This window comes from Streptomyces tremellae (assembly GCF_039540215.1).
In the GTDB taxonomy this organism is placed as follows: Bacteria; Actinomycetota; Actinomycetes; order Streptomycetales; family Streptomycetaceae; genus Streptomyces; species Streptomyces tremellae.
This window is the reverse complement of sequence record NZ_BAABEP010000030.1, coordinates 40,714-62,356: the sequence shown is the minus strand read 5'-3', so window position 1 is coordinate 62,356 and position 21,643 is coordinate 40,714. Positions and strand designations below refer to the sequence as shown.

Below are 21,643 nucleotides of genomic sequence, written 5' to 3'. Positions count from 1 at the left end.
CGTGTCCCGACACGTACCCCTGCCCTGACACGTACCCGTGTCCCGACACGTACCCCTGCCCTGACACGTACCCGTGTCCCGACACGTACCCCGGCCCTGACACGTACCCGTGCCCCGTGCCGTCACGACCCGTCCGGCGGTCCTGCCCGCCGCAGGGCCGGGCGTGCGCCTCCTCCCTGCCCCCGTCCCCGCCCGAACTGCTCGACCCGCCCGTTCCACTCCTCCCGCAGGACGGGCGCCCGCTACCGACCCTGCCGAGCGCCCCGCCGCCCACCGATTCGCCGCCCTCTCACCCCACCCAAGGAAAGGCCCCCGATGACCTCTGCGCCCTTCTCTCCCCCCGCTGCCTCTCCGCCGGGCGCGAAGCCGGGAGACCGTCACGTCTCCGAGGTGCTCGGCCTGCTCACCGCGCTCGTCGCCTGTGACTCGACCACCCCCACCGGCGAGGAGGAGAGCACCGCGGAGCTGCTCGCCGCGCCGCTCGCCGGGGCGGGGTACGCCGTGGACATCGCGCGGCTGGCTCCCGGCCGGGTGAACCTGACCGCACGCCGGCAGTTCGGTACCGGTGGACCCTCGGTGATGCTCAACTCCCATCTCGATGTGGTGCCCGCGGGCAGCGGCTGGACGAGCCCTCCCTTCGAACCCGCGGTGCGCGAAGGACGGCTGTACGGGCGGGGTGCCGCAGACGCCAAGGGGCCGCTGGCCGCGATGGCGTGCGCGGCCGTCGAGCTGGCCCGAGCCGAGCACGCGGGGACTGCCGCGGTGAACGGTGAGATCGTCTTCTCCGCCGTCTCGCAGGAGGAGGGCGACTCCATGGGGGCCCGCCACCTGGTGTCCGCGCTGCGTGAGCTGGGCCGCCTGCCGGACGCGGTGATCGTCGGCGAGCCGACCGGGATGCGACTGCTGACCGCGCACAAGGGATCGGTCCGGCCCGTGATCGAGGTCACCGGCGTCTCCGCGCACGCCGCCACCCCGCGCGCAGGGGTCAACGCCATCACCGGCGCCGCCGCCCTGATCGCCCTGCTTGAGGAGTACGCCGCCTCCCTCGCGGGCCCGGGCCACCCGCTGCTCGGCGCGCCGAGCTGCACCCCCGTGCTGATCTCCGGTGGCGAAGCGCCCAACGCGGTGCCCGAGCGCTGCCGGATCACGCTGGACCGGCGCCTGCTGCCCGGTGAGACCCAGGAGTCGGTGCTCGCCGAGGTCGGCACGGTACTCGGCGCCTTCAACGCCGGTGGTCACGGCGCCACGGCGGCCGTCGCGGAGTGCGCGCCCAGTACCGGCGGTCCCTCGGAGACGCCGTCCGACCACCCCTTCGTCCAGCTCTGCCGGGCGGCGCTGGCCTCGGCGGGCGCCGACGACTCCCTCGGCGGCCTCACCGTCAACTGCGACATGACGCACTTCCGGGCCGCCGGGGTGCCCGCGCTGGTGTGCGGTCCTGGCCGACTGGAGGTCATGCACGCCGTCGACGAACACGTGGTCATCGAGGAGTTGGAGGAGTCGGTCGGCCAGTACCGGGCGATACTCGCCCGGGCGCTGGGGGCGCGGGGGCCGGCATGGGCGTCCTGACCGTCGCCCTGGGCCAGGCCCGGTCCGTCCCCGGTGACCTCGCCGCGAACCTTGGCACCGCGGTACGGCTGGTCCGCGGGGCCGCCGCAGCAGGCGCCCGGCTGCTTGCCCTCCCCGAGCTTTTCACCTGCGGCTACGACCTCGACGCCGTCGCCAGGACCGGCGAAGAGCAGGCGCTGGGACCGCCCGAGCCCGGCGAGGCCCCCGAACCCGGCTCAGCGCTCGCCCCCCTGGCCCGAGCCGCGGGCGAGGCCGGGATCTGGGTGGTCCTGGGCGCTGCCCTGACCCGGCCGGAGGCCGGCGCGCGCCCGTGGAACGCCGTCCTGGTCATCGATCCCACGGGGGTCGTGGCCGGCCACTACGCCAAGGCCCACCTGTGGGGTGCGGAGCGCGATGTCTTCTCTCCCGGCGCCGGTCTGGTCGCCGTCGTGGACGGAGGCGTCAGAGTCGGGCTCGGCATCTGCTACGACGCCGGATTCCCCGAGTTCGCCCGCGCCCACCGGCGGGCGGGCGCACATGCGGTGCTGTACTGCTCCGCGTTCGCCGAGGGGGACACCGAACACCGCTACGCCGTCTACCACCCGGCCCGCGCGGTCGAGAACGGTGTGTACGCACTCGTCTCCAACGCCGTCGGCGACCTCGCAGGCGACCACTACTTCGGCCGCAGCGGCGGCTGGGACCCCGCAGGCCGCCCGCTGACACCGACCGGTGCTCCCGGCACGCCGGAGGGCGTCCGGATCGTGGCCGTCGACACGGACGAAACCGTCCGTGTCCGCCGGGAGTTGCCCTACCTCGCCGAACTGCGCACCGATCTGCTGGGGGCCGCGCCGCTCCCGCACGTCACCGTCCTGCAGGCCTCCTCCACGCCCGTATCCGCCACCACCGACAGGAGTTCCCGATGCCGCCCGTCTTCCCCGCCGCCGAGTACGACCGCAGGCTGACCGCGCTGCGCGCCACGCTGAAAGCGCAGGAACTGGACGCCGTCGTCGTCCACACACCCGAGAACGTCTGCTATCTCTCCGGGCATGCCACACCCGGGTACTACACCTACCAGTGTCTGATCGTCACCGCGGGCGGCGACGCGGCGGTGCTGACGCGGCAGACCGAGACGGTCAACGCGCGGGAGACCACCCACCTGGAGCGCGTCGAGGGCTTCGCCGACAGCGCCGACCCGATTCTGGCCACCGTCGACCTGCTGGCCGAACTGGCCCCCGGCGCCGCCGCCGTGGGCCTGGAGACCCGGTCGTGGTTCCTGCCGCCGCAGTCGTACGAGCAGTTGGGCGGCCTGCTCGCGGGCGCGGGCGCGCAGGTGCGCCCCATCGACGGGGCGCTGGCCGCGGCCCGGCTGGTCAAGTCGCCCGCCGAGATCGAGCAGATCCGGGCCGCGGCACGGAGCACCAACGCGGGCATGCTCGCCGCGGCCGAGGCCGCGGTGCCCGGCGCGCGCGAGCGGGAGGTGGCCGCCGCCGCGTTCCGGGGAATGATCGAGAGCGGTTCCGAGTACTTCGGCATGGAGCCGTTCGTCGCCTCGGGGCCGCGCGCCGGAACCATCCACGCGAGCTGGTCGGACCGGGTGATCGGCGCGAACGAAGCCGTGCTCCTGGAGATGTCCTCCACCGTCGGCCGCTACAACGCGCCGCTCATGCACACGGTCTGGTCGGGAGAACTGACCGGCGAGGCAGCCGAGATGGCCGTCGCCTGCGCCGCCGCGCGCGATGCCGCGCTGGCCCACGTCAGACCCGGCGGTTCGCCGTCCGAGGCGCACGCGGCCTGCAAGCAGGCCATTGCCGACGCGGGACTCGCCCACACCTACCGCAAGCGCAGCGGCTACTCGGTCGGTATAGCCTTCGCGCCCGACTGGGGCGAAGGACACCTGCTCTCCCTCGGTGAGACGGAGGAAAAGAGCTTCGCTGCGGGCATGGTGGTGCATGTGGTGCCCACCCTGCGGGTCGCGGGTGCGGCGGGCATCGGCCTGTCCGCCACTGTTCTGGTGACCGAGGACGGGCACGAAGTACTGACCTCCTGCCCGGTGGGACCGCAGCGGTGAACCCCGACTCGGCCACCGCGGACGCCCCGGTGCCGCAGGGCGACTACGCGAGCGCCCGGGTCGTCTGCGGCCTCGTGTACACGGCAGGTATGACGCCGCGGTCGGGCGGCGGCCTGACGGCAAGGGGCGTCCTCGGGGCGGAGCTCGGCGTGGGGGACGGAAGGTCCCTGGCCCGACTGGCCGCGCGCCGCGCGGTGGCGGCGGGGCGGCAGGCCGCCGAAGCCGAAGGGCTTGAGCCGGCGTCCGCCGTGTCGATGACGGTGTACGTGGCGGCCACAGCGGACTTCACGCAGCACAGCCAGGTCGCCGACGGTGCGAGCGCGGCCGTACGGGAGCTGCTCGGCGGCCCGCCGCCCGCCCGGACGGCGATCGGGGTCGCAAGCCTGCCGTCCGGGGCACCGGTGGAGGTCTCTCTGGTGCTCGCGACCTCCGGCGGGTGACCACGCGCTGTTCCGCCGCCGCGGCGGGGCCCGGGAGCGCTACCGCTCGTGGTGGGTGGCGCCCTCGGGGGCGTGGCCGCCGTCGGTGGGCGGGGTGGCGGGCTCGGGGGGCGACGGGGTCGCGGCGGCGCGTTTGATGGCGGCGTCGCGGGAGCGTACGTACCAGATGCCGAAGCAGCCGAGGCCCGCGCCGGTGAGGCAGGTCCAGATCCACCAGGCGTGGCCGTGGTCGCTGAACCAGCCGTAGAAGGGGAGCTGGCCGAGGAACATCACGAACCAGATGATCGTGCCGCCCGTGACGGTGGCGACGATCGGCCCTTCGAGGGGCTCGGGGGCCTCGCGCTGCGGTGTCGCCGTGAGACGGGTCTTGGGCATGGGGCCAGTCTATGAGGGGAGCGCGGGCAGGCCGCCGGGGGCCCGGGGGCTGGGCATACCGGGGTCTACGCGCGGAGATGGTGATCTTCACCTACTTTTATTCATACTGAAACAGTTTCGGTTGATCGTTGTCCTGATTTGCTCGTTCACACGTCCCAATGCGGTCGCAGAGCAGCGAGTCCGACCGAGCCCGACTGTGTACGCCCGCCCGCCCGCCCCGTTTCCGATGACGACTGAGGTCCCCACGCATGCCCTCCTCGGCCACCGCTCAGGTCGACCCCGCAGGTCCGCCGCCCTCTCCCGCGGAGCCGCACAACGGCTTCGACCGCTACTTCAAGATCACGGAGCGCGGCTCCTCGGTCGCCCGTGAGGTCCGCGGCGGCTTCGCCACCTTCTTCGCGATGGCCTACATCATCGTGCTGAACCCGATCATCCTCGGTAGCGCGAAGGACATGTACGGGCACCACCTCGACAGCGGCCAGCTGGTCACGGCCACCGTGGTCACCGCCGCGTTCACGACCCTGCTGATGGGCGTCTTCGGCAACGTGCCGATCGCCCTCGCCGCCGGGCTCGGCGTCAACACCGTCGTCGCGCTCCAGCTCGCCCCCCGGATGAGCTGGCCCGACGCGATGGGCATGGTCGTGCTCGCCGGGCTCGTCGTGATGCTGCTGGTGGCCACGGGGCTGCGGGAGCGCGTGATGAACGCGGTGCCCGGTGGGCTGCGCAAGGGCATCGCGATCGGTATCGGCCTGTTCATCATGCTGATCGGCCTGGTGGACTCGGGCTTCGTCTCCCGTATCCCGGACGTCGCGCAGACCACCGTGCCGCTCCAGCTCGGCGGCGACGGCCACCTCGACGGCTGGCCCGTGCTGATCTTCGCGCTGGGCACGATGCTCACGCTGGCACTCCTGGTGCGCAAGGTGCCGGGCGCGATCCTGGTGTCGATCGTCGCGATGACGGTCCTGGCGATCGTCATCAACCTCGTCGCGAAGGTGCCGTCCTGGGGCCTGACCGTGCCGAAGTGGCCGGGCAACCCGGTGTCGACCCCCGACTTCGGGCTCATCGGACACATCAGCCTCTTCGGCGGCTTCCACAAGGTCGGCATCCTGACCGGCGTGCTGTTCGTCTTCACCGTGCTGCTCTCGTCGTTCTTCGACGCCATGGGCACGGTCCTCGGCGTCGGCGACAAGGCGGGCCTCACCGACGCGCAGGGCCGGATCCCCGGCATCAACAAGGTGCTGTTCATCGACGGCATCGGTGTCGCGGCGGGCGGCGCGAGCTCCTCCTCCGCGGGCACCTGCTTCGTCGAGTCGACCGCGGGTGTCGGCGAGGGCGCGCGCACGGGCCTCGCCTCGGTCGTCACGGGCGTGCTGTTCGCCGCTTCGCTGTTCCTCACGCCGCTCGCCACGATGGTGCCCTCGCAGGCGGCGACCCCCGCGCTGGTCGCGGTGGGCTTCATGATCCTCGCCGGATCGGTCAGGGACATCGACTGGAGCGACTACTCCATCGCGATCCCGGCGTTCCTCGCGATGGTGATGATGCCGTTCACCTACTCGATCACGAACGGCATCGGCATCGGCTTCATCGCGTTCAGCGTGCTCCGGCTGGCACTGGGGCGCGGCAAGGAGGTGCCGGTCCCGATGTACGTGGTGTCGGCGGTGTTCCTCTTCTACTACCTGATGCCCGCGTTCGGCCTGGCCTGAGGCCGGCCCCGGCGGATTCCGCCTCGCCCCGGGGGGCGGGGCGGCGGCCCCGGCGGGGGCGCGTACCCACCCGTACGCGTCCCCGCCCGCGGCCTCAGCCCGCCGAGTAGAACTTCTCCGTCTCGTCGACCGCCGCCTTGAAGCGCTCGTCGAAGTCGTCGCGCACCAGCGTTCTCACCACGTAGTCCTGCACGCTCATCCCCCGTCTTGCCGCATGGCGCCTGATCCGGTCGAGCAGCTCACCGTCGATCCGCAGGCTGAGCACAGTCGATCCCATGCCCGCAAGCGTCCGGTCCCGGTACGGACCTTCGGGTCACTTTCCGGAGCAGACTCACCCTTACGAGTGAAATATGTGTGCGATGCCACCGGAGAGGCGCCGCACGGCGGGAGTATTTAGCCTGAGTAATGAGTTACGCTAAATACATGCCTGCCCTGTCCCACGGCGCCGAGGACGACGCCGCTGTGAACTCCCTGCGCTCCGCCGTCATGCGGCTGGGGCGGCGGCTCAAGCACCAGCGGGTGGACGAGTCGCTGAGCCCCACCGAGATGTCGGTGCTGGGCACGCTGCGCCGGTGCGGCCACGCCACGCCGGGCGAGCTGGCACGCAAGGAGCACGTGCAGCCGCCGTCGATGACCAGAATCGTGGCATTGCTGGAAGCCAAGGGGCTTGTCAGGCTTGAGCCGCATCCCGATGACCGTCGGCAGAAGGTGGTCAGCCAGACCGAACGCGCCGAGGCGATGCTCGAAGAGAGCCGCCGCAAGCGGAACGTCTGGCTGGCCTCGCTCACCGAGGGCCTGGACGAGGACGAGTGGGCGAAGCTGCGCGCGGCCGCCCCCGTGCTGGAGAAGCTGGCCGACCTGTGACGCCCGCGGACGGGTCCGTGGGGGCGGATCGACCCGGAGCCGCGCCGCGACGAGGGCCGCCGCACGCGGCCCTGACACGTGTGCCACCGCGTGCCGACCGAAGGCGCCGCCGCTGACGGCGCCACCGCACGACCGCACCACGCCCGAGGAGGCGAACGCACTTTGAGTACGGGATTCGGAGCAGACTCCGCCCCCGCACCGCACTCCGCCCACGACACCGAGAACCCCGCACCCCCCGCGGGGCCCGCCCCGTCCTCCGCCGCAGGCGAGGCGTCCGGGTCAGCCCCCGCTCCGGGCGAGGAGCCCGGATCCGCCTCCCCGGGGCCGCGCGCCGGCCGCGACGGTACGGACGCCGACTCCGTATCCGCCGCCGCGCGGGAGCCCGCCGTACGGGACACGTCCGTACGGAATGCCGCCGTACGGGAGCCCGCCGTACAGGAGGCCGCAGAGCCCGCCGTACGGGAGCCCGCCGTACAGGAGGCCGCAGAGCCCGCCGTACGGGAGCCCGCGGGCGAGGCCCTCGCCGCCGCGGACCCCGCGCCCGAGGCCCCGAAGGCCCCCGGCGCCCCGCGCACGCCGGCCGACGACGGCGCGCAGGCGCTGCCGGACGCCGCGCCCGGCGGCGGCATGTTCTCTTCGCTCAAGATCCGCAACTACCGGCTGTTCGCGTCGGGCGCCGTCGTCTCCAACATCGGTACGTGGATGTCCCGCGTCACCCAGGACTGGCTGGTCCTCAGCCTGACGCACTCCTCGGCCGCGGTCGGCATCACGACGGCGCTCCAGTTCCTGCCGATGCTGCTGTTCGGCCTGTACGGCGGCGTGCTCGTCGACCGCTACCCGAAGCACCGGCTGCTGATCGCCACGCAGGGCTCGATGGGCCTGTGCGGGCTGGTGCTCGCGGCCCTGACCCTCTCCGGGCACGTGCAGGTGTGGCACGTGTACCTGATCGCCTTCCTGGTCGGCGTCGTCACGGTCGTCGACAACCCGACGCGCCAGTCGTTCGTCTCCGAGATGGTCGGCCCCCACCAGGTGCGCAACGCCGTCAGCCTCAACTCGGCGAACTTCCAGACCGCCCGCCTGGTCGGCCCGGCCGTCGCCGGTGTGCTGATCACCTCGGTCGGCAGCGGCTACGCGTTCCTCTTCAACGGCCTGTCGTTCCTCGCGCCGCTCACCGGGCTGCTGCTGATGCGCCCGTCCGAGCTGCACAAGAACAAGCTCGTCAAGCGCGGCAAGGGCCAGCTGCGCGAGGGCCTGCGCTATGTGAAGGGCCGGCCCGAGCTGATCGCGCCGATCGTGCTCGTCGGCTTCGTCGGCACGTTCGGCTTCAACTTCCCGATCTGGCTGACGGCGTTCGCGAACGACATCTTCCACGGCGGTGCCGGGATGTACTCGTTCTTCAACATCCTGATGGCGGCGGGCTCCCTGATCGGCGCGCTGCTCGCGGCGCGCAGGCGCTCCACGCGGCTGCGGCTGCTGATCTTCGCCGCCGCGATGTTCGGACTCCTTGAGGTCGTGGTGTCGTTCTCGCCGTACGTCTGGCTGTTCAGCCTGATCCTGGTGCCGATCGGCATGATGGGCATGACGAACAACATCAGCGCGAACACGACGGTGCAGATGGCGGCCGAGCCCGCGATGCGGGGCCGGGTGATGAGCCTGTACATGATGGTCTTCGTCGGCGGCACCCCGATCGGCGGGCCGCTGCTCGGCTGGGTCACCGACACCTTCGGTGCCCGGGCGGGCTTCGCCGCGGGCGGCGCCGTCACGCTGGTCGCGGCGCTGGTCGTCGGCTTCGTTCTGGTCAGGGTCGTGGGCGTACGGCCGAGGATGGGCGTGCGGGGCGGGCTCCCGTACGTGGAGCTGGTGCCGCGCGAGGGCGCGCGCCGGGAGGCCGAGCTGGCGTCCGTGGCCTGAGTCATGGCCTGAGCCGGGGCCTGGACGGTGCGAGGGGCGGGCGGCGCGCGGCGCGCCGCCCGCCCCTCGTGCTGTCCGCGGCGGCGGCCGGGTCCGTGTCCGGCGCGCGGGGGCGTGCTTGGGTGGGCGGGTGAGAGTGTTCGCCGCCGTGCTGCCGCCCGACGACGCCGTGCGTCACCTGGAGTCCGCGCTCGTGCCGCTGCGTGCCCTGCCCGACGCCGGCCGGCTGCGCTGGACGGGCCGCGAGACCTGGCACTTCACCCTGGCGTTCCTCGGCGAGGCCGGCGAGGAGCTGCTGCCGGATCGGCGCGCGGCTGGGCCGCGCGGCGCGGCGCGGCGAGCCGTTCGCGCTGCGGATCGCGGGCGGCGGGCACTTCGACGGGCGAACCCTGTGGGCGGGGGCCGAGGGCGACCTGCCCGCGCTGCGGCGCCTCGCCGAGCGGGTACGGGCGGCGGCCGGGCGCGCGGGCGCCCCGGCGGCCGAGCACCACGCGTACCGCCCGCACCTGACGCTCGCCAGGGTGCGCGGCCCGCACGCCGTGGACCTGTGTCCTTACACCGCGGCGCTCGCCCCGCTCGGCGGGCCCGCGTGGCGGGTGGCCGAGCTGTGCCTCGTCCGCAGCCACCTGCCGGACGGCCGCGTGCCGGGGGCAGGGCCGCGCTACGAGGCCCTCGCCCGGTGGCCGCTCGGCCGGGGCCGTTAATCTCGGGGGGTGGACCCGAAGACCCGGAACCGGATCATGGCCGGTGTGCTGCTGCTCCTCTTCGTGATCGTCGCGGTGACCGCGGCGACGCACTGAGCGGCCGGTCCGCGGCGGCGGCCCGTACCGCGCGGTCGCGCGGCCCAGGGGCCGGACGCCCGCCCCTCCGCCGTACGAGCGGGGCGGCTACCAGGCGAACGCCTCAGGCGACGGGCCGGGCCCCGGGAAGATCTCGTCGAGGCCCGTCAGGACCTCGTCGGAGAGTTCGAGGTCCACGGCGCGCAGCCCGGACTCCAGCTGCTCCATCGTGCGCGGGCCGACGATCGGGCCCGTGACTCCCGGCCGGGTCAGCAGCCAGGCGAGGGCCGCCTCGCCCGGCGCGATGCCGTGCTTGTCGAGCAGGTCCTCGTACCGCTGCACCTGGTCGCGCAGGGCGGGGGAGTCCTTCAGGCGGGCCACGGAACGCCCCTCGGCGTCGCCGCCGCGCTCGCGCTCCTTGCGGATCACGCCGCCGAGGAGGCCGCTCTGCAGCGGCGACCAGGGGATCACACCGAGGCCGTACTCCACGGCCGCCGGGATGACCTCCATCTCGGCGCGGCGCTCCGCGAGGTTGTACAGGCACTGCTCGCTGACGAGGCCGACCCGCCCGCGGTGCCACGCGGCCTCGTTGGCCTGCGCGATCTTGTATCCGGGGAAGTTGGAGGAGCCCGCGTAGAGGATCTTGCCCTGCTGGATCAGGACCTCGATCGCCTGCCAGATCTCCTCGATCGGCGTGTTCCGGTCGACGTGGTGGAACTGGTAGATGTCGATGTGGTCGGTCTGGAGCCGCTTGAGGCTCGCGTCGACGGCCCTGCGGATGTTGACCGCCGAGAGCTTGTGGTGGTTGGGCCACGGCGGGTTGTCCGCCGCCATGTTCCCGTTGACCTTGGTGGCGAGGACGACCTTGTCCCTGCGGCCGCCGCCCTGCGCGAACCAGGTGCCGATGATCTCCTCGGTGCGGCCCTTGTTCTCGCCCCACCCGTAGACATTGGCGGTGTCGAAGTAGTTGACGCCCGCGTCGAGCGCGGCGTCCATGAGGGTGTGGCTGTCGGCCTCGTTGGTGAGCGGGCCGAAGTTCATGGTGCCGAGGACGATGCGGCTGACTTCGAGTCCCGTGCGTCCGAGCTGCGTGTACTTCATGCGTCCCAGCCAACGCGTTCGAGCGGGCTCGAAGCAAGGGGGCGCAGGCCGACCGGAGCACGTGCGCGACGGGCCCCGCGCGGGGCGGCGGCTCACCCCGAGACGGGTGTGCCCGGGGCCGCGGCCGGAGCCTGGAGCGGCGCGCTCGCGGCCGGACTCGGGGCGGGCGCACCCGCGGCGGGAGCCGTCCGCGCGGTGGGGGCCGCCTCCGTGGCCGGGTGGTCAGAGCACGGGGAAGCACACGGGTGGTACGAGGCGCCCGCGCCCCGCAGCGCGTGCAGCGCCCGCGCGAAGGCGGTGGCGAGCTTGCGCGCACCCGAGGGCGCGGGGTGCGTGCCGTCGTACGTGTCGCGGTGGATGTCGTACGCGACGGGGGGTGCGGTCGGCGTCGGCGCGAGCACCAACGGCGAGTGAGGGTCCGTGAGTTCGGAAAGGGCAGCCGCGAGGCGCCCGTTGAACCGCCCGACCTCGGCGGCGAACAGGGCGTCCGTGTCGGCCCGTACGTTGGGCACGACGGGCAGGACCACGGCGCTCGTGCCCGGCCCGGCGGCGCGCGCCTCGGCGACGAACCGCCGTACGTTCGCCTCCGTCTGCGCGCTGTCCGTGTAGAAGCCCAGGTCGATCAGGCCGAGCGAGACGAGCAGCACATCGGGGGCGTGCTCGGCGACCGCGGGCCCTATCCGGGACGCCATGTGCAGCCAGCCCTCGCCCCACGCGGCGAGGTGCGCGCCCCCGGCCGTGGTGCCGTCGTGGTCCTCCCCGTACTGGTGGGACCAGGGCCCGACCACCTCGGCAGGACCGGGGCCAGCGCAGGCGGCGCACCCCGCCAGATGCCGGGTCAGCTCGTGCCGCCAGGTCACCTCCCCGGCGCGGCCTATGGTCATGGAGTCGCCGACGAACAGGAAGCGCATCAGGTCATCATCCCCGGCCCTTACCCGGCCCTTCCTGCCGGGATGGCAGGCTGGGGGGATGCGCTCCCGCCGCCCGTCGCCGCCGCCGTGGCCCCGCCGCGCCGCGGCGGCCGTGCTCGCCGTCCTGGCCGTGCTCGCCGCCGCGGTCGTGCCGGGCGCGGCACCCGCGCTCGCGGCAGGCCGGGCCGACCAGAGCTTCACGATCAAGGACCCGCGGATCACCGAGTCGAGCGGCCTCACCGCGAGCCGGCTGCACCCGGGCGTCTACTGGACGCACAACGACAGCGGCGACGGCCCGTACGTCTACGCCGTCGACTCCAGGACCGGCGAGACCGTCGCCCGGGTCACCCTGCGCGGCGTCGGCGCGCCGCGCGACGTGGAGGCGATCTCCCTCGGCCCCGACGGCGACCTGTACGTCGGCGACATCGGCGACAACCTCGGCGGCTCCTGGGACCACGTCTGGATCTACCGCTTCCCCGAGCCGAAGCACCTGGGCGACCAGGCCGTCGACGCCACGCAGTTCACCGTGAAGTACGCGGACGGCCCGCGCAACGCCGAGTCCCTGATGGTCGACCCCGTCACCGGCCGCGTCTACATCGCCTCCAAGAACGAGGACGGCGGCGGCCTGTACGAGGCTCCCGCCCGCCTCATCCCGACCGGCACCAACGTCTTCCACCGCGTCGCTTCCGTCCCGTGGGTCACGGACGGCGCGTTCTCCCCCGACGGCAGCCAACTGGTGCTGCGCTCCTACTTCGGCGCGTACGGCTATGCCTGGCACGACGGCCGCCCCGGCAAGCAGTTCCCGGTGAGCGCGCCCTTCCTCCCGCAGGCCGAGTCCGTCACCTACACCAGGGACGGCAGGGCCCTGATGTTCGGCTCGGAGGGCAGGGACAGCCGTGTCGTCCGCGTGGACCTCGGCAGCGCCGCTCCCGCGACCTCCCCGGCGCCGACCCCGGGAACCCCCTCCGCCTCCTCCCGCCCCTCCTCCGGGTCCTCCTCCAAGGACGGCAGGACCACAGCGGGCATCGCCGCCGTAGCCCTCCTGGTCCTCCTGCTCCTCGGCACCCGCAAGCGCTCACACCGCAAGCCCTGACGCCCGTCCCGGAGCCCGGTTCCCCTGCGGGCGGCGGGCGCGAGCGGCTGGCCGGCGGCCACCGCCTGGGCGTGTGGCCGGGGATGGGTCAGAGGTGGGCGTGCAGGAAGGCGTCGATCCTGGTGACGGCGGGGGTGACGAACTCGGGCAGGTCGTAGAAGTCGAAGTGTGTCCCGTCCTCGACCAGGAAGAGTTCCTTCGGCTCCTGCGCCGCGTCATAGGCGGCCCGGCTCTGCTGGAGGGTCTCGGCCCTGGTGCCGGCGACGAGCAGCAGGGGGGTGGGCGCGAGGAGCCCGATGGTGTCCAGGGCCGAGAATTGGGCCATCTTGTCGTAGGACCACAGCAGCATCTTGTTGTTCCAGGCGGGGTCCTGGTTGCGGTCGGTGAGGTAGAACTTCTTGCCGTTGTTGACCCACTCGCCGCCGTCGCCGTCCGGCATGAAGGGCACGTACTGGGCCTCCGCGCCCTGTGCGTACGCCTCGCGCGCAGCGGCGGCGGCGGCCATCGTCCCGCGCCAGTCTCCTGCGTAGCCGCCGGTGACGGTGGCGCGCAGGTCGGGCAGGCCGCTGACCGTGGCGACCGCCTTGATCCGGCGGTCGGCGACGGCGGCGTAGGGGACGTAGCCGCCTCCACCGCACACGCCGACCGCCGCGATCCGCTCCCGGTCCACTTCCTCGCGGCCCACGAGGAAGGTCACCGCGTTCTTGATGTCCTCGGTCTTCGTGTACGGGTCCTCGTCGAAGCGGGGCACTCCCTCGCTGTCGCCGTAGCTGGTGTGGTCGAACGCCAGCGCCGCATAGCCGAGTTCGGCGAGCCGGGTGCCGTAGGCCGCCGGTGACTGCTCCTTGGTGCCGGAGGCGGCCCCGACCACGACCACTCCCGGGACCGCCCCGGTGCGGTTCTCGGGGAGGTAGAGGTGTCCGACGAGACGGTTTCCGTGGCTGTCGAAGGAGATGTCGAGACGCATGGCTGCTGCCTTTCGGGGGAAGTTCTCTCGGGCTCGACACTGAGTATTCGACGGCAGTCCCGCTCTGACCAGGGGAAAGAGTTTTCCTGGGAAGGGTTCTTCCTAGGAAGAACGGTGGCCTTCCCGTCCTCCCCTTCGTGGGAGAGCATGGAGGGCATGAGCCCGCACGCACACCGCCCGGGGGAACTCGCCGCGTTCCTCAAGGCACACCGCAGCCGCCTCGACCCGGCTGAGGCCGGCCTGTCCACGCCAGGACAGACCCGTCGCGTCCCGGGGTTGCGCCGGGAGGAAGTCGCCCAGCTGGCTTCGATCAGCACCGACTACTACACCCGCCTCGAACAGGGCCGCCTCTCCGGCGCCTCCTCGGCCGTCCTGGAGGCCCTGGCCGACGCCCTGCGGCTGGGCGAGGACGAACGCGAATACCTCTTCCAGCTCGCGGGCAGAACCGGCCGCCGCCCCCGCAGACGGGCAGGGTCCGAACGAGTCAGTCCCCAGCTCCAGCAGCTGCTGGACAACCTGCGCGACAGCCCCGCACTCGTCCTCGGCCGCTACCTCGACGTCCTGGCCTGGAATTCGCCGGCCACCGCCGTCTTCCGGGACTTCGCCCAGGTGCCCCACCGCGAACGCAACTTCCTGCGCATGCTTTTCCTCGACCCCCGAGTCCGCGGACGCTACACCGACTGGGCGCCCCTCGCCCGGATCTGCGTCGGCTTCGTCCGCGTCGCCACCGATGGACACAGTGAACCCGGGATCTCCTCCCTCATCGGTGAACTGTCCCTCGTGGACTCCGACTTCCGTACCTGGTGGGCCGAACAGCACACCAGCTACGAGACCGCGGGCACCAAGCACCTCACACACCCCGCCACCGGCGACTACTCCCTCGACTGGCAGGTCCTGCGCACCCTCGACGGACAGCAAATGCTGATGGCCATGACCGCGCCGCCCGAGAGCAACAGCCTGGGCGTGCTGCGCCGACTCGCCCGCGTCTCCCTCGCCGACTCCGACGCCTGAGGGCTCCGGTCCCGGTGACCGCTCCGGGGCCAAGGGGGTCTGTGCAGGCGGATGTTGCGGATGGTGGTCGGCGGGGCATGAAGCGGGCATGACACTGAGCCGTCGATCGTTTGTTGCTTCTGTCGCCGCTGCTTCGGCCGCCGCCCTCGTGGGAGGGGGCGGGGTGGCGCGGGCCGCCGCGGCGGGTACCGGCAGTGCGGTGCCCGCCGACTGGATGGGCGCGTTGCCCGATGGGCTGTCGCTGCTGCGGATGACCATCCCCGGTACTCATGACTCCTGCTGCACGGACCCGGCCGACGGGACCGAGTGGTCGCACACGCAGAACTGGGGGATCTCCGAGCAACTCCAGCGCGGGGTACGGTTTCTGGACCTGCGGGCCAATGGGCTCGAAGGGCATCCGGACGACGCGTTCGGGATGTACCACTCCGGGTGGTACCAGGGCATCACCTTCGACGACGTGCTGACGCAGTGCGGCGACTTCCTGGGGCAGCACCAGGGCGAGACGGTCGTGGTGCGGCTGAAGAAGGAGAACGGCACCAACAACGACGTGGGCACGCGCTTCAAGGACATCCTCGACGTCTACCTGGACGACAAGGGGTGGCGGTCCACGTTCCTGCTCACCGACCGGGTGCCCTCGCTGGGCGAGGCCCGGGGGCGGATCGTGCTGATCGCGCAGTTCGACAACGACTGGCCGGTGCTCCAGTGGCCGGGCGGTGACAACGATTTCCTGTCCAACCAGTGGTTCTCGCTCCAGGACGTCTACCAGGGGCTGTCCAGTCCCTCCGACAAGACCGGGAAGGTCACGCAGCAGTTCGACAACGCCGCCGCCGACCAGGACTCGGCGCTGATGTACATCAACTTCACCAGCTACGCGGGCGGCGGCTGGCCCAAGGCGAACGCGGACGCGATCATGCCGGGCGTGCAGAGCTATCTCGCCGCCCACCTGTCGGACCGTACGCACCTCGGGATCGTGCCCATGGACTTCCCAGACTTCCACTCGGAGACGCTGAGCACCCTGATCGACTGGAACTGGCACTGAGCCGGTCCCCTCGGGTGCGCGTGCGGGGTGACGGCACGCCGAAGGCCCCCTCGCCCCCCCGGCGGGTGTGCGCGTCGCGGGAGGGGAGGGGGCCTTCGGGGCGGCCCGGGTGGGGCAGGGGTGCGTCAGAGGTGGTCGATGACGTAGTCGACGCACGCGGTGAGCGCCTCCACGTCGGCCGGGTCGACCGCGGGGAACATCGCCACGCGCAGCTGGTTGCGGCCCAGCTTGCGGTACGGCTCGGTGTCCACGATGCCGTTGGCGCGCAGCGCCTTCGCGACGGCGGCGGCGTCGATGTCGTCGGAGAAGTCGACCGTGCCGACGACCGCGGAGCGCTTCGCCGGGTCCGTGACGAAGGGCGTGGCGTGCTTGGACGCCTCGGCCCAGCCGTAGAGCGCGCGCGCCGAGGCGGCCGAGCGGCCGGTGGAGAAGTCCAGGCCGCCCTGCGAGTTGATCCACTTCAGCTGCTCGTTGAGCAGGAACAGCGTGGTCAGCGCGGGGGTGTTGTACGTCTGGTTCTTCAGCGAGTTGTCGATCGCCGTGGGCAGCGAGAAGAACTCCGGTACGTGGCGCCCGGATCCGTGGACGCGCGCGGCGCGCTCCAGGGCCGCGGGGGAGAAGACCCCGATCCACAGTCCGCCGTCGGACGCGAACGCCTTCTGCGGCGCGAAGTAGTAGACGTCGGTCTGCGCGATGTCGACCGGCAGGCCCGCGGCCGCGGAGGTCGCGTCGACCAGTACGAGCGCGCCGTCGTCCGCGCCCGCGACCCGGGCGATCGGCGCGGCGACACCGGTCGAGGTCTCGTTGTGCGTCAGCGCGTAGACGTCCACGCCCTGCTCGCCCTTGGGCTCCGGGTGCGAGCCGGGGTCCGCGGAGATGACGGTGGGCTCGGCGAGCCACGGCGCGAGCTTGGCCGCCTTGGCGAACTTCGAGGAGAACTCGCCGAAGCTCAGGTGCTGGGACTTGTTCTCGATCAGCCCGTGGGTCGCGATGTCCCAGAAGGCGGTGGAGCCGCCGTTGCCGAGGATGACCTCGTAACCGTCCGGCAGCGAGAACAGTTCCCGTACGCCGTCGCGCACCTCGCCGACGAGGTTCTTGACGGGGGCCTGGCGGTGGGACGTGCCCAGGAGGGACGTGCCGGTCGCGGCCAGCGCGTCGACCGCTTCCGTCCGTACCTTGGAGGGGCCCGAGCCGAACCGGCCGTCGGCGGGCTTGATGTCAGCGGGAATCTGGATATCGGCCACGGTCGGAGCGTAGCCCTTCGGGCAAATCCCGCGGAACCGCGTCCGTCCGGTGAGACACGGCGGGAGCGCCGGCGCGCGGGGACACGGCCGCGTTCCGGCGGTGTTCGCACGGGTGTGTGAGGGGGCGTGGCCGCGCAGTACCTTGGACTTCTTGTCCAGTCTGCTGTACTGCGCGTGGTGGGAGGCCCCCTTGACTTCTGGTTCGACGTCGTCGCCTGTGACGGCGGGGGCCGCGGTCCCCGCCGTCACCCCGGGGGAGCCCGGCGCCCCGGGGCCCGCGGGCGGCGGGCCGTCCTCGCGGTCGTTCGGCGCGCTCGGCCTGGTGCTCTCGGGGTGTGTGTCCGTGCAGTTCGGCGGGGCCGTCGCGGTCTCCTTGATGCCGCGCGCGGGCGTGCTCGGCATCGTCGCGCTGCGGCTGGTGCTCGCCGCGGTCGTGCTGCTCGTCGCCTGCCGCCCCGCGTTGCGCGGCCACTCGCGGGCCGACTGGGGCACGGTCCTCGTCTTCGGCGCGGTGATGGCCGCGATGAACAGCCTGTTCTACGAGGCGGTCGACCGCATCCCGCTCGGCGCGGGCGTCACCCTTGAGGTCCTCGGCCCGCTCTCGCTCTCCGTGATCGCGTCCCGCAGGCTCCTCAACGTGCTGTGGGCGGGGTGCGCCCTCGCGGGTGTCTTCCTGCTGAGCGGGCTGCTCGGCGGGGGAGCCGGCAGGCTCGACCCGGTCGGCATCGCCTTCGGGCTCGGCGCCGCCGTCCTGTGGGCCACGTACATCCTCTTCAGTGCGCGCACCGGCCGCCGCTTCCCGCAGGCGGACGGGCTCGCGCTCGCGATGGGGTTCGGCGCGGTCCTCGTCCTGCCGCTCGGCATCGCGGAGAGCGGCGCGAAACTGCTGGTGCCCTCGACGGTCGGCCTCGCGTTCGGGGTGGCCGTGCTGTCGTCCGCGCTGCCGTACACGTTCGAACTGCTCGCGCTGCGGCGGCTGCCCGCCGCGACGTTCTCCGTGCTGATGAGCCTGGAGCCGGCGATCGCCGCGACGGCGGGGTTCCTCATCCTCGGGCAGGCGGTCACGGTCCTCGACGCGGTCGCGATCGCGCTGGTCATCGGGGCGAGTATCGGCGCCGTACTGACCCAGTTCAGAACGCTGGGCCGCGGCTAGGGCCCGTCTGACACATACCGTCGGCCGCCGGAAGGTTGGGGCTGACGGCGTCCGGTGCGTGCTGTCGCACGGCGGAGGACCGGCCGTGTGGCGGACGTACCAGGCCGGCTCCGACAACGCGGCGAGAGCGCGTGCCGGGCGCCGTCAGCCAGACGGTAGGTGTCAGACACGGTCTAGCGGCCGGACGGCGACCGCCCGCGCCCCCGCGGGCGCGGCCCCGGCGGCCGGACGGCGACCGCTCCCCGCGCAGGACCGGGCGTCCCCGGAGGGCAGCTCTTTCCGTGCGTGGTCGGGGCGGCGCTTAGGGTGACCCCCGGAACGTCCGGCGGTCGCGCCGCCGGACGCGGGGACACGGCCGCCGAGTACGGCGCGCGGAGACGGAGAGGGGAAGCGGTTGACGCTGCTGCCCGGGGCCGCATCGGGGGACGCCGGAGCGCGGCAGGACGGCGGGCCGCCGGGGCGCGTGTACGGGCGCGGCGGCACCGCGCACCGCGCGGCCGGCACGCTCCTCGCGCCCTCCCGCGCCCCGTACCTCCCCCGCGACCTGCCGCGCGCCGCCGCCGCCCCGCGCCCCGCGCGGGCGCTGCTCGGCGCGCTGGTGTGCTACGCGGGCGTGCGCGCCCTCGGCCTTGTCGTCCTCGCGGCCCGGTCGGCGGGGGAAGGACACAGCGCGCACACGCTGCTCGCCGCCCGCTGGGACGCGCTCTGGTACACGCGGGTCGTCGAGCAGGGCTACGACTTCACCCTGGTCGCGCCCGACGGCAGGACCCTCTCCGACATGGCGTTCTTCCCGCTGTTCCCCTGGCTCGAAGGGGGCGTGGCGGAGGCCTTCGGGCTGAGCGGAGCGGACGCGGGGCTGGTGGTCACCGCGGTCGCCTCGGTCGCGGCGGCGGCCGGCATCCACGCCACGGCGCACCGGCTCGCGGGCGCGCGGCCCGCGTTCCTGTGCGTGGTGCTGTGGGCGGCGCTGCCGGTGGGGATCGTGCAGTCGATGGCGTACACCGAGTCGCTGTTCACGGCGCTCGCCGCCTGGGCGCTGTACGCGACGCTCCGCGAGCGGTGGCTGCTCGCCGGGGTGCTCGCGTCGCTCGCGGGGCTCACCCGCCCCACGGGCCTCGCCGTCGCGTGCGCGGTGCTTGCGGGCGCGGTCGTGGCGGCGCGCCGCCAGGGGGTGCGCGCGGATGCCCTGGCCGGGGTGGTGCTCGCGCCGCTCGGCGCCTGCGCGTACGTGCTGTGGGTCGGCGCCCGCACGGGCGGTGTGTTCGGCTACCTCGCCGTGCAGCGCGGCTGGGGCAACGGCTTCGACGGCGGCCTCGCCTTCGCCCGCTTCACCGCCGCGCTGCTGCGCGGCCCCGGTGTGTTCGCGGGTGTCGGCCTGCTGGCCGGCGTCGGGCTGCTGCTGTACGCGTACGGGCTGGGCTTCCGCGCCCGCTATCCGGCCGCCGTGCAGACGTACACGGGCGTCGTGCTGCTCGTCGCGCTGGGCTCGTCCGGGTACTTCGGCTCCAAGCCCCGTCTGCTGATGCCCGCGTTCACCGTCCTCCTGCCGCTCGCGGGCGCGCTGGCCCGCCGCTGGCGGACCGCCGCCGCGGTGTGCGCGGCGGCGGCCGTGGGATCCGCGGTGTACGGCGCGCTCTGGCTGAACGGTTCAGGACCGCCGTAGCCGCGGCGCCGTGGTGCGCGTGGTCAGCCGGTGACGTCCGCCCACAGCGAGCAGTGGTGTTCCGCTCCGGTGTCCACCGGGGCGACGCCGCAGGGCGCGAGGGCGGGCGCCCTGCCGTGCGGGGCGAGCGCGGCGCTCCACGGGGTGCCCGGCGCGGCGGGCCTCCCGGTGCGGGCGCAGGACGTCCAGGAGGCGACCATCCTTTCGGGGAGCTGCCGTTGGGCGGCGGTGTGCAGCACCGTGCGGCCGTCCCACGGGGAGGTGACGTCGAACGTGTGGTCGCCGGTGGCCAGGCGGCGTCCGTCGAGACCGACGACCAGGCGAGGCCCGCGGAGCCGCCGAACCGCGAGAGCGGACAGGCCCGTTGGATCTCGGCCGCGTGCGGTCCGAACGCGGTGCGCAGCAGCGCGGGGATACGTCTTCGCCGTGACGGCGTTGGGCGCGGCCTTCGTCGCGCCGCCGATGAAGGAGCGTGCCTCGTCGCGGGTGCCGCCCGAGACGACCGGCACCTTCGCGAAGTCCCCGGCGCGCACGGCCTCGGCGGGGTCCTTCGGCAGCAGGGGCGTGCCGTACGCGAGGTGGTCGGAGAACTCCTCGTTCAGCGGCACGAGTTCGGCGGCGGACAGCTTGCGCAGGCAGTCCACCGCGCGGTCGCCGGCGCAGCCCAGGCGCTTGGCCGCGGCGGCGCCGTCGGCCCGGTCGGCGGCGAGCGGGGTGTACGGGGTCCGCGCGGGCGCGGCGGGCCCGTGGAGGTCTCCGCCGCGCCTCGCCACGGCTACCCCGGCAGGCGGGCGCGACCCCGGGGACCAACCCGCCCGGGGGACGGCGGCGGGCGGTGCGGCGCGGACACGGCGCGTGCCGCGACCCCTGCGGGGCAGGGGCAGACAGGGCATACATTGTCCGTCTCCGTCCGGCCCCACGACACGAAGGAGATGACGCGCATGACGGGACAGTCGGCGGCGCAGGGTGCGGGCGAGGGGTCGGCGGGCTCGGGGGCCGGCCTCGTACGGTCGGCGCACGAGCGGGGGATCACGACGCTGACCCTCGACTCGCCCGAGAACCGCAACGCCCTCTCGGCGCGCCTCGTCGGCGAGTTGGCCGACGCGCTGGCCCGGTGCGCGCAGGACCCGCGGGTGCGGGCGGTCGTGCTGACGCACAGCGGCACGACGTTCAGCGCGGGCGCCGACCTCAAGAGACCCGCGAACCCGTACACGTTCGTCGCGCTGATGCGGCAGATCGTCGAGCTGCCCAAGCCGGTCGTCGCGCGGGTCGCGGGCCGTGTCAGGGCGGGCGGTATCGGACTCGTCGGCGCGTGCGACATGGCGGTCGCCGACCGCGCGTCGGACTTCGCCTTCACGGAGGTGCGGATCGGGGTGGCGCCCGCCGTGATCTCGCTGACGGTGCTGCCGCGCCTCGACCCGAGGGCCGCGTCGCGCTACTACCTGACGGGCGAGGAGTTCGACGCGTCGGCGGCCCAGGCGGCCGGGCTGCTCACGGCGGTCGCCGAGGACGTGGACGAGGTGCTCGGCGGCCTCCTCGACGGGCTGCGCAGGGCCTCGCCGCACGGCCTCGCGGAGGCGAAGAAGCTGCTGACGGCGGACGTGCTCGAAGCGTTCGACCGGCACGCGGAGGACCTGGTGCAGCGGTCGGCCTCGTACTTCATCCGCCCGGAGGCGCGGGAGGGTGTCGCGGCCTTCCTCGAACACCGCGACCCGGCCTGGGTCCGCTAGGGTCCTCCGTCTGGATCAGGGCGGATCCGGGAGCGGGGTCCGGTGG

At 73.3% G+C, this 21,643-nt stretch carries 20 protein-coding genes and 1 pseudogene; 14 read left to right on the top strand and 7 right to left on the bottom strand.

Going from position 1 to position 21,643, the window contains the following annotated elements:
- Window positions 1-315: 315 nt before the first annotated feature.
- Genes ABEA77_RS20475 through ABEA77_RS20460 form a run of 4 tightly spaced genes read left to right on the top strand, consistent with a single transcriptional unit; the run spans window position 316 to window position 4,053 of the window.
- Window positions 316-1,566 carry a M20 family metallopeptidase gene (locus tag ABEA77_RS20475; RefSeq protein ID WP_345649477.1) on the top strand — a complete coding sequence of 417 codons (1,251 nt, stop codon included), beginning with the start codon at window positions 316-318 and terminating at the stop codon, window positions 1,564-1,566.
- Window positions 1,554-2,507, top strand: a complete 954-nt coding sequence (locus tag ABEA77_RS20470; protein WP_345649474.1) for a carbon-nitrogen hydrolase family protein — start codon at window positions 1,554-1,556, stop codon at window positions 2,505-2,507. Before ABEA77_RS20475 ends, ABEA77_RS20470 begins: the two co-directional genes overlap by 13 nt.
- Window positions 2,465-3,613: a M24 family metallopeptidase gene (locus ABEA77_RS20465; protein ID WP_345649472.1), complete on the top strand. Its 1,149-nt coding sequence runs from the start codon at window positions 2,465-2,467 to the stop codon at window positions 3,611-3,613. The genes ABEA77_RS20470 and ABEA77_RS20465 overlap by 43 nt, the downstream gene beginning before the upstream one ends.
- Window positions 3,610-4,053: a RidA family protein gene (locus ABEA77_RS20460; protein WP_345649470.1), complete on the top strand. Its 444-nt coding sequence runs from the start codon at window positions 3,610-3,612 to the stop codon at window positions 4,051-4,053. Before ABEA77_RS20465 ends, ABEA77_RS20460 begins: the two co-directional genes overlap by 4 nt.
- A 39-nt stretch (window positions 4,054-4,092) precedes the next feature.
- Here the strand turns inward: ABEA77_RS20460 and ABEA77_RS20455 are convergent, their stop codons facing one another.
- Window positions 4,093-4,428: a DUF2530 domain-containing protein gene (locus ABEA77_RS20455; RefSeq protein ID WP_345649468.1), complete on the bottom strand. Its 336-nt coding sequence runs from the start codon at window positions 4,426-4,428 to the stop codon at window positions 4,093-4,095.
- 248 nt (window positions 4,429-4,676) lie between these two features.
- Here ABEA77_RS20455 and ABEA77_RS20450 point away from each other — a divergent pair, with 248 nt between their 5' ends.
- Window positions 4,677-6,131, top strand: coding sequence for an NCS2 family permease (locus ABEA77_RS20450; RefSeq protein ID WP_345649465.1), 1,455 nt, complete (start codon window positions 4,677-4,679; stop codon window positions 6,129-6,131).
- A gap of 94 nt (window positions 6,132-6,225) precedes the next feature.
- Here the strand turns inward: ABEA77_RS20450 and ABEA77_RS20445 are convergent, their stop codons facing one another.
- Window positions 6,226-6,408 carry a ribbon-helix-helix protein, CopG family gene (locus ABEA77_RS20445; protein ID WP_345649462.1) on the bottom strand — a complete coding sequence of 61 codons (183 nt, stop codon included), beginning with the start codon at window positions 6,406-6,408 and terminating at the stop codon, window positions 6,226-6,228.
- Window positions 6,409-6,554: 146 nt separating this feature from the next.
- Between ABEA77_RS20445 and ABEA77_RS20440 the strand changes: the two genes are divergently transcribed.
- The 3 genes and pseudogenes from ABEA77_RS20440 to thpR all read left to right on the top strand — a co-directional run bounded on the left by ABEA77_RS20440 (window position 6,555) and on the right by thpR (window position 9,610).
- On the top strand, window positions 6,555-6,995 hold the full coding sequence (locus ABEA77_RS20440) for a MarR family winged helix-turn-helix transcriptional regulator (RefSeq protein ID WP_345649460.1): 441 nt from the start codon (window positions 6,555-6,557) through the stop codon (window positions 6,993-6,995).
- A 627-nt stretch (window positions 6,996-7,622) separates the two neighbouring features.
- Window positions 7,623-8,906 (top strand): MFS transporter, encoded by a 1,284-nt coding sequence (locus ABEA77_RS20435; RefSeq protein WP_345649549.1) that lies wholly within the window; start codon window positions 7,623-7,625, stop codon window positions 8,904-8,906.
- 130 nt (window positions 8,907-9,036) lie between these two features.
- Window positions 9,037-9,610 (top strand): annotated as a pseudogene (gene thpR, locus ABEA77_RS20430) (RNA 2',3'-cyclic phosphodiesterase).
- Between the two features lie 183 nt (window positions 9,611-9,793).
- On the opposite strand, the gene ABEA77_RS20425 reads toward thpR, so the two are convergent.
- The gene (locus ABEA77_RS20425; protein WP_345649458.1) at window positions 9,794-10,786 is read right to left on the bottom strand and encodes an aldo/keto reductase; all 993 of its coding nucleotides are present in this window, start codon (window positions 10,784-10,786) and stop codon (window positions 9,794-9,796) included.
- Window positions 10,787-10,878: 92 nt separating this feature from the next.
- Window positions 10,879-11,697, bottom strand: coding sequence for a GDSL-type esterase/lipase family protein (locus ABEA77_RS20420; protein WP_345649456.1), 819 nt, complete (start codon window positions 11,695-11,697; stop codon window positions 10,879-10,881).
- A gap of 58 nt (window positions 11,698-11,755) precedes the next feature.
- On the opposite strand from ABEA77_RS20420, the gene ABEA77_RS20415 reads away from it, so the two are divergent.
- Complete coding sequence (locus ABEA77_RS20415; protein ID WP_345649453.1) at window positions 11,756-12,790, top strand: WD40 repeat domain-containing protein; 1,035 nt, start codon at window positions 11,756-11,758, stop codon at window positions 12,788-12,790.
- Window positions 12,791-12,878: 88 nt separating this feature from the next.
- Here the strand turns inward: ABEA77_RS20415 and ABEA77_RS20410 are convergent, their stop codons facing one another.
- Window positions 12,879-13,757, bottom strand: coding sequence for an alpha/beta hydrolase (locus tag ABEA77_RS20410; protein WP_345649450.1), 879 nt, complete (start codon window positions 13,755-13,757; stop codon window positions 12,879-12,881).
- 156 nt (window positions 13,758-13,913) lie between these two features.
- On the opposite strand from ABEA77_RS20410, the gene ABEA77_RS20405 reads away from it, so the two are divergent.
- Together ABEA77_RS20405 and ABEA77_RS20400 are read left to right on the top strand one after the other, a co-directional pair.
- Window positions 13,914-14,768: a helix-turn-helix transcriptional regulator gene (locus ABEA77_RS20405; RefSeq protein WP_345649447.1), complete on the top strand. Its 855-nt coding sequence runs from the start codon at window positions 13,914-13,916 to the stop codon at window positions 14,766-14,768.
- 199 nt (window positions 14,769-14,967) lie between these two features.
- Window positions 14,968-15,807 carry a phosphatidylinositol-specific phospholipase C gene (locus tag ABEA77_RS20400; protein ID WP_345649444.1) on the top strand — a complete coding sequence of 280 codons (840 nt, stop codon included), beginning with the start codon at window positions 14,968-14,970 and terminating at the stop codon, window positions 15,805-15,807.
- A 125-nt stretch (window positions 15,808-15,932) separates the two neighbouring features.
- Here the strand turns inward: ABEA77_RS20400 and serC are convergent, their stop codons facing one another.
- Entirely contained in the window at window positions 15,933-17,051 is a 1,119-nt protein-coding gene (gene serC, locus ABEA77_RS20395; RefSeq protein WP_345649441.1) for a phosphoserine transaminase, read from the bottom strand.
- Window positions 17,052-17,202: 151 nt separating this feature from the next.
- On the opposite strand from serC, the gene ABEA77_RS20390 reads away from it, so the two are divergent.
- Both ABEA77_RS20390 and ABEA77_RS20385 read left to right on the top strand, forming a co-directional pair.
- Window positions 17,203-18,204, top strand: coding sequence for an EamA family transporter (locus tag ABEA77_RS20390; protein WP_425588333.1), 1,002 nt, complete (start codon window positions 17,203-17,205; stop codon window positions 18,202-18,204).
- 544 nt (window positions 18,205-18,748) lie between these two features.
- Window positions 18,749-19,867 (top strand): glycosyltransferase family 39 protein, encoded by a 1,119-nt coding sequence (locus ABEA77_RS20385; protein WP_345649543.1) that lies wholly within the window; start codon window positions 18,749-18,751, stop codon window positions 19,865-19,867.
- A gap of 23 nt (window positions 19,868-19,890) precedes the next feature.
- Here ABEA77_RS20385 and ABEA77_RS20380 read toward each other — a convergent pair whose 3' ends face one another.
- Window positions 19,891-20,640 (bottom strand): carboxylesterase/lipase family protein, encoded by a 750-nt coding sequence (locus ABEA77_RS20380; protein WP_345649438.1) that lies wholly within the window; start codon window positions 20,638-20,640, stop codon window positions 19,891-19,893.
- 168 nt (window positions 20,641-20,808) lie between these two features.
- On the opposite strand from ABEA77_RS20380, the gene ABEA77_RS20375 reads away from it, so the two are divergent.
- The gene (locus ABEA77_RS20375; RefSeq protein ID WP_345649436.1) at window positions 20,809-21,597 is read left to right on the top strand and encodes an enoyl-CoA hydratase family protein; all 789 of its coding nucleotides are present in this window, start codon (window positions 20,809-20,811) and stop codon (window positions 21,595-21,597) included.
- Window positions 21,598-21,643: the final 46 nt, after the last annotated feature.

Bases quoted from the DNA above. Each gene is read 5' to 3' on its own strand.
- ABEA77_RS20475 (WP_345649477.1), top strand. From the start codon at position 316: ATGACCTCTGCGCCCTTCTCTCCCCCCGCTGCCTCTCCGCCGGGCGCG.
- ABEA77_RS20470 (WP_345649474.1), top strand. From the start codon at position 1,554: ATGGGCGTCCTGACCGTCGCCCTGGGCCAGGCCCGGTCCGTCCCCGGT.
- ABEA77_RS20465 (WP_345649472.1), top strand. From the start codon at position 2,465: ATGCCGCCCGTCTTCCCCGCCGCCGAGTACGACCGCAGGCTGACCGCG.
- ABEA77_RS20455 (WP_345649468.1), bottom strand. From the start codon at position 4,428: ATGCCCAAGACCCGTCTCACGGCGACACCGCAGCGCGAGGCCCCCGAG.
- ABEA77_RS20450 (WP_345649465.1), top strand. From the start codon at position 4,677: ATGCCCTCCTCGGCCACCGCTCAGGTCGACCCCGCAGGTCCGCCGCCC.
- ABEA77_RS20445 (WP_345649462.1), bottom strand. From the start codon at position 6,408: ATGGGATCGACTGTGCTCAGCCTGCGGATCGACGGTGAGCTGCTCGAC.
- ABEA77_RS20440 (WP_345649460.1), top strand. From the start codon at position 6,555: ATGCCTGCCCTGTCCCACGGCGCCGAGGACGACGCCGCTGTGAACTCC.
- ABEA77_RS20435 (WP_345649549.1), top strand. From the start codon at position 7,623: ATGTTCTCTTCGCTCAAGATCCGCAACTACCGGCTGTTCGCGTCGGGC.
- ABEA77_RS20425 (WP_345649458.1), bottom strand. From the start codon at position 10,786: ATGAAGTACACGCAGCTCGGACGCACGGGACTCGAAGTCAGCCGCATC.
- ABEA77_RS20420 (WP_345649456.1), bottom strand. From the start codon at position 11,697: ATGCGCTTCCTGTTCGTCGGCGACTCCATGACCATAGGCCGCGCCGGG.
- ABEA77_RS20415 (WP_345649453.1), top strand. From the start codon at position 11,756: ATGCGCTCCCGCCGCCCGTCGCCGCCGCCGTGGCCCCGCCGCGCCGCG.
- ABEA77_RS20410 (WP_345649450.1), bottom strand. From the start codon at position 13,757: ATGCGTCTCGACATCTCCTTCGACAGCCACGGAAACCGTCTCGTCGGA.
- ABEA77_RS20405 (WP_345649447.1), top strand. From the start codon at position 13,914: ATGAGCCCGCACGCACACCGCCCGGGGGAACTCGCCGCGTTCCTCAAG.
- ABEA77_RS20375 (WP_345649436.1), top strand. From the start codon at position 20,809: ATGACGGGACAGTCGGCGGCGCAGGGTGCGGGCGAGGGGTCGGCGGGC.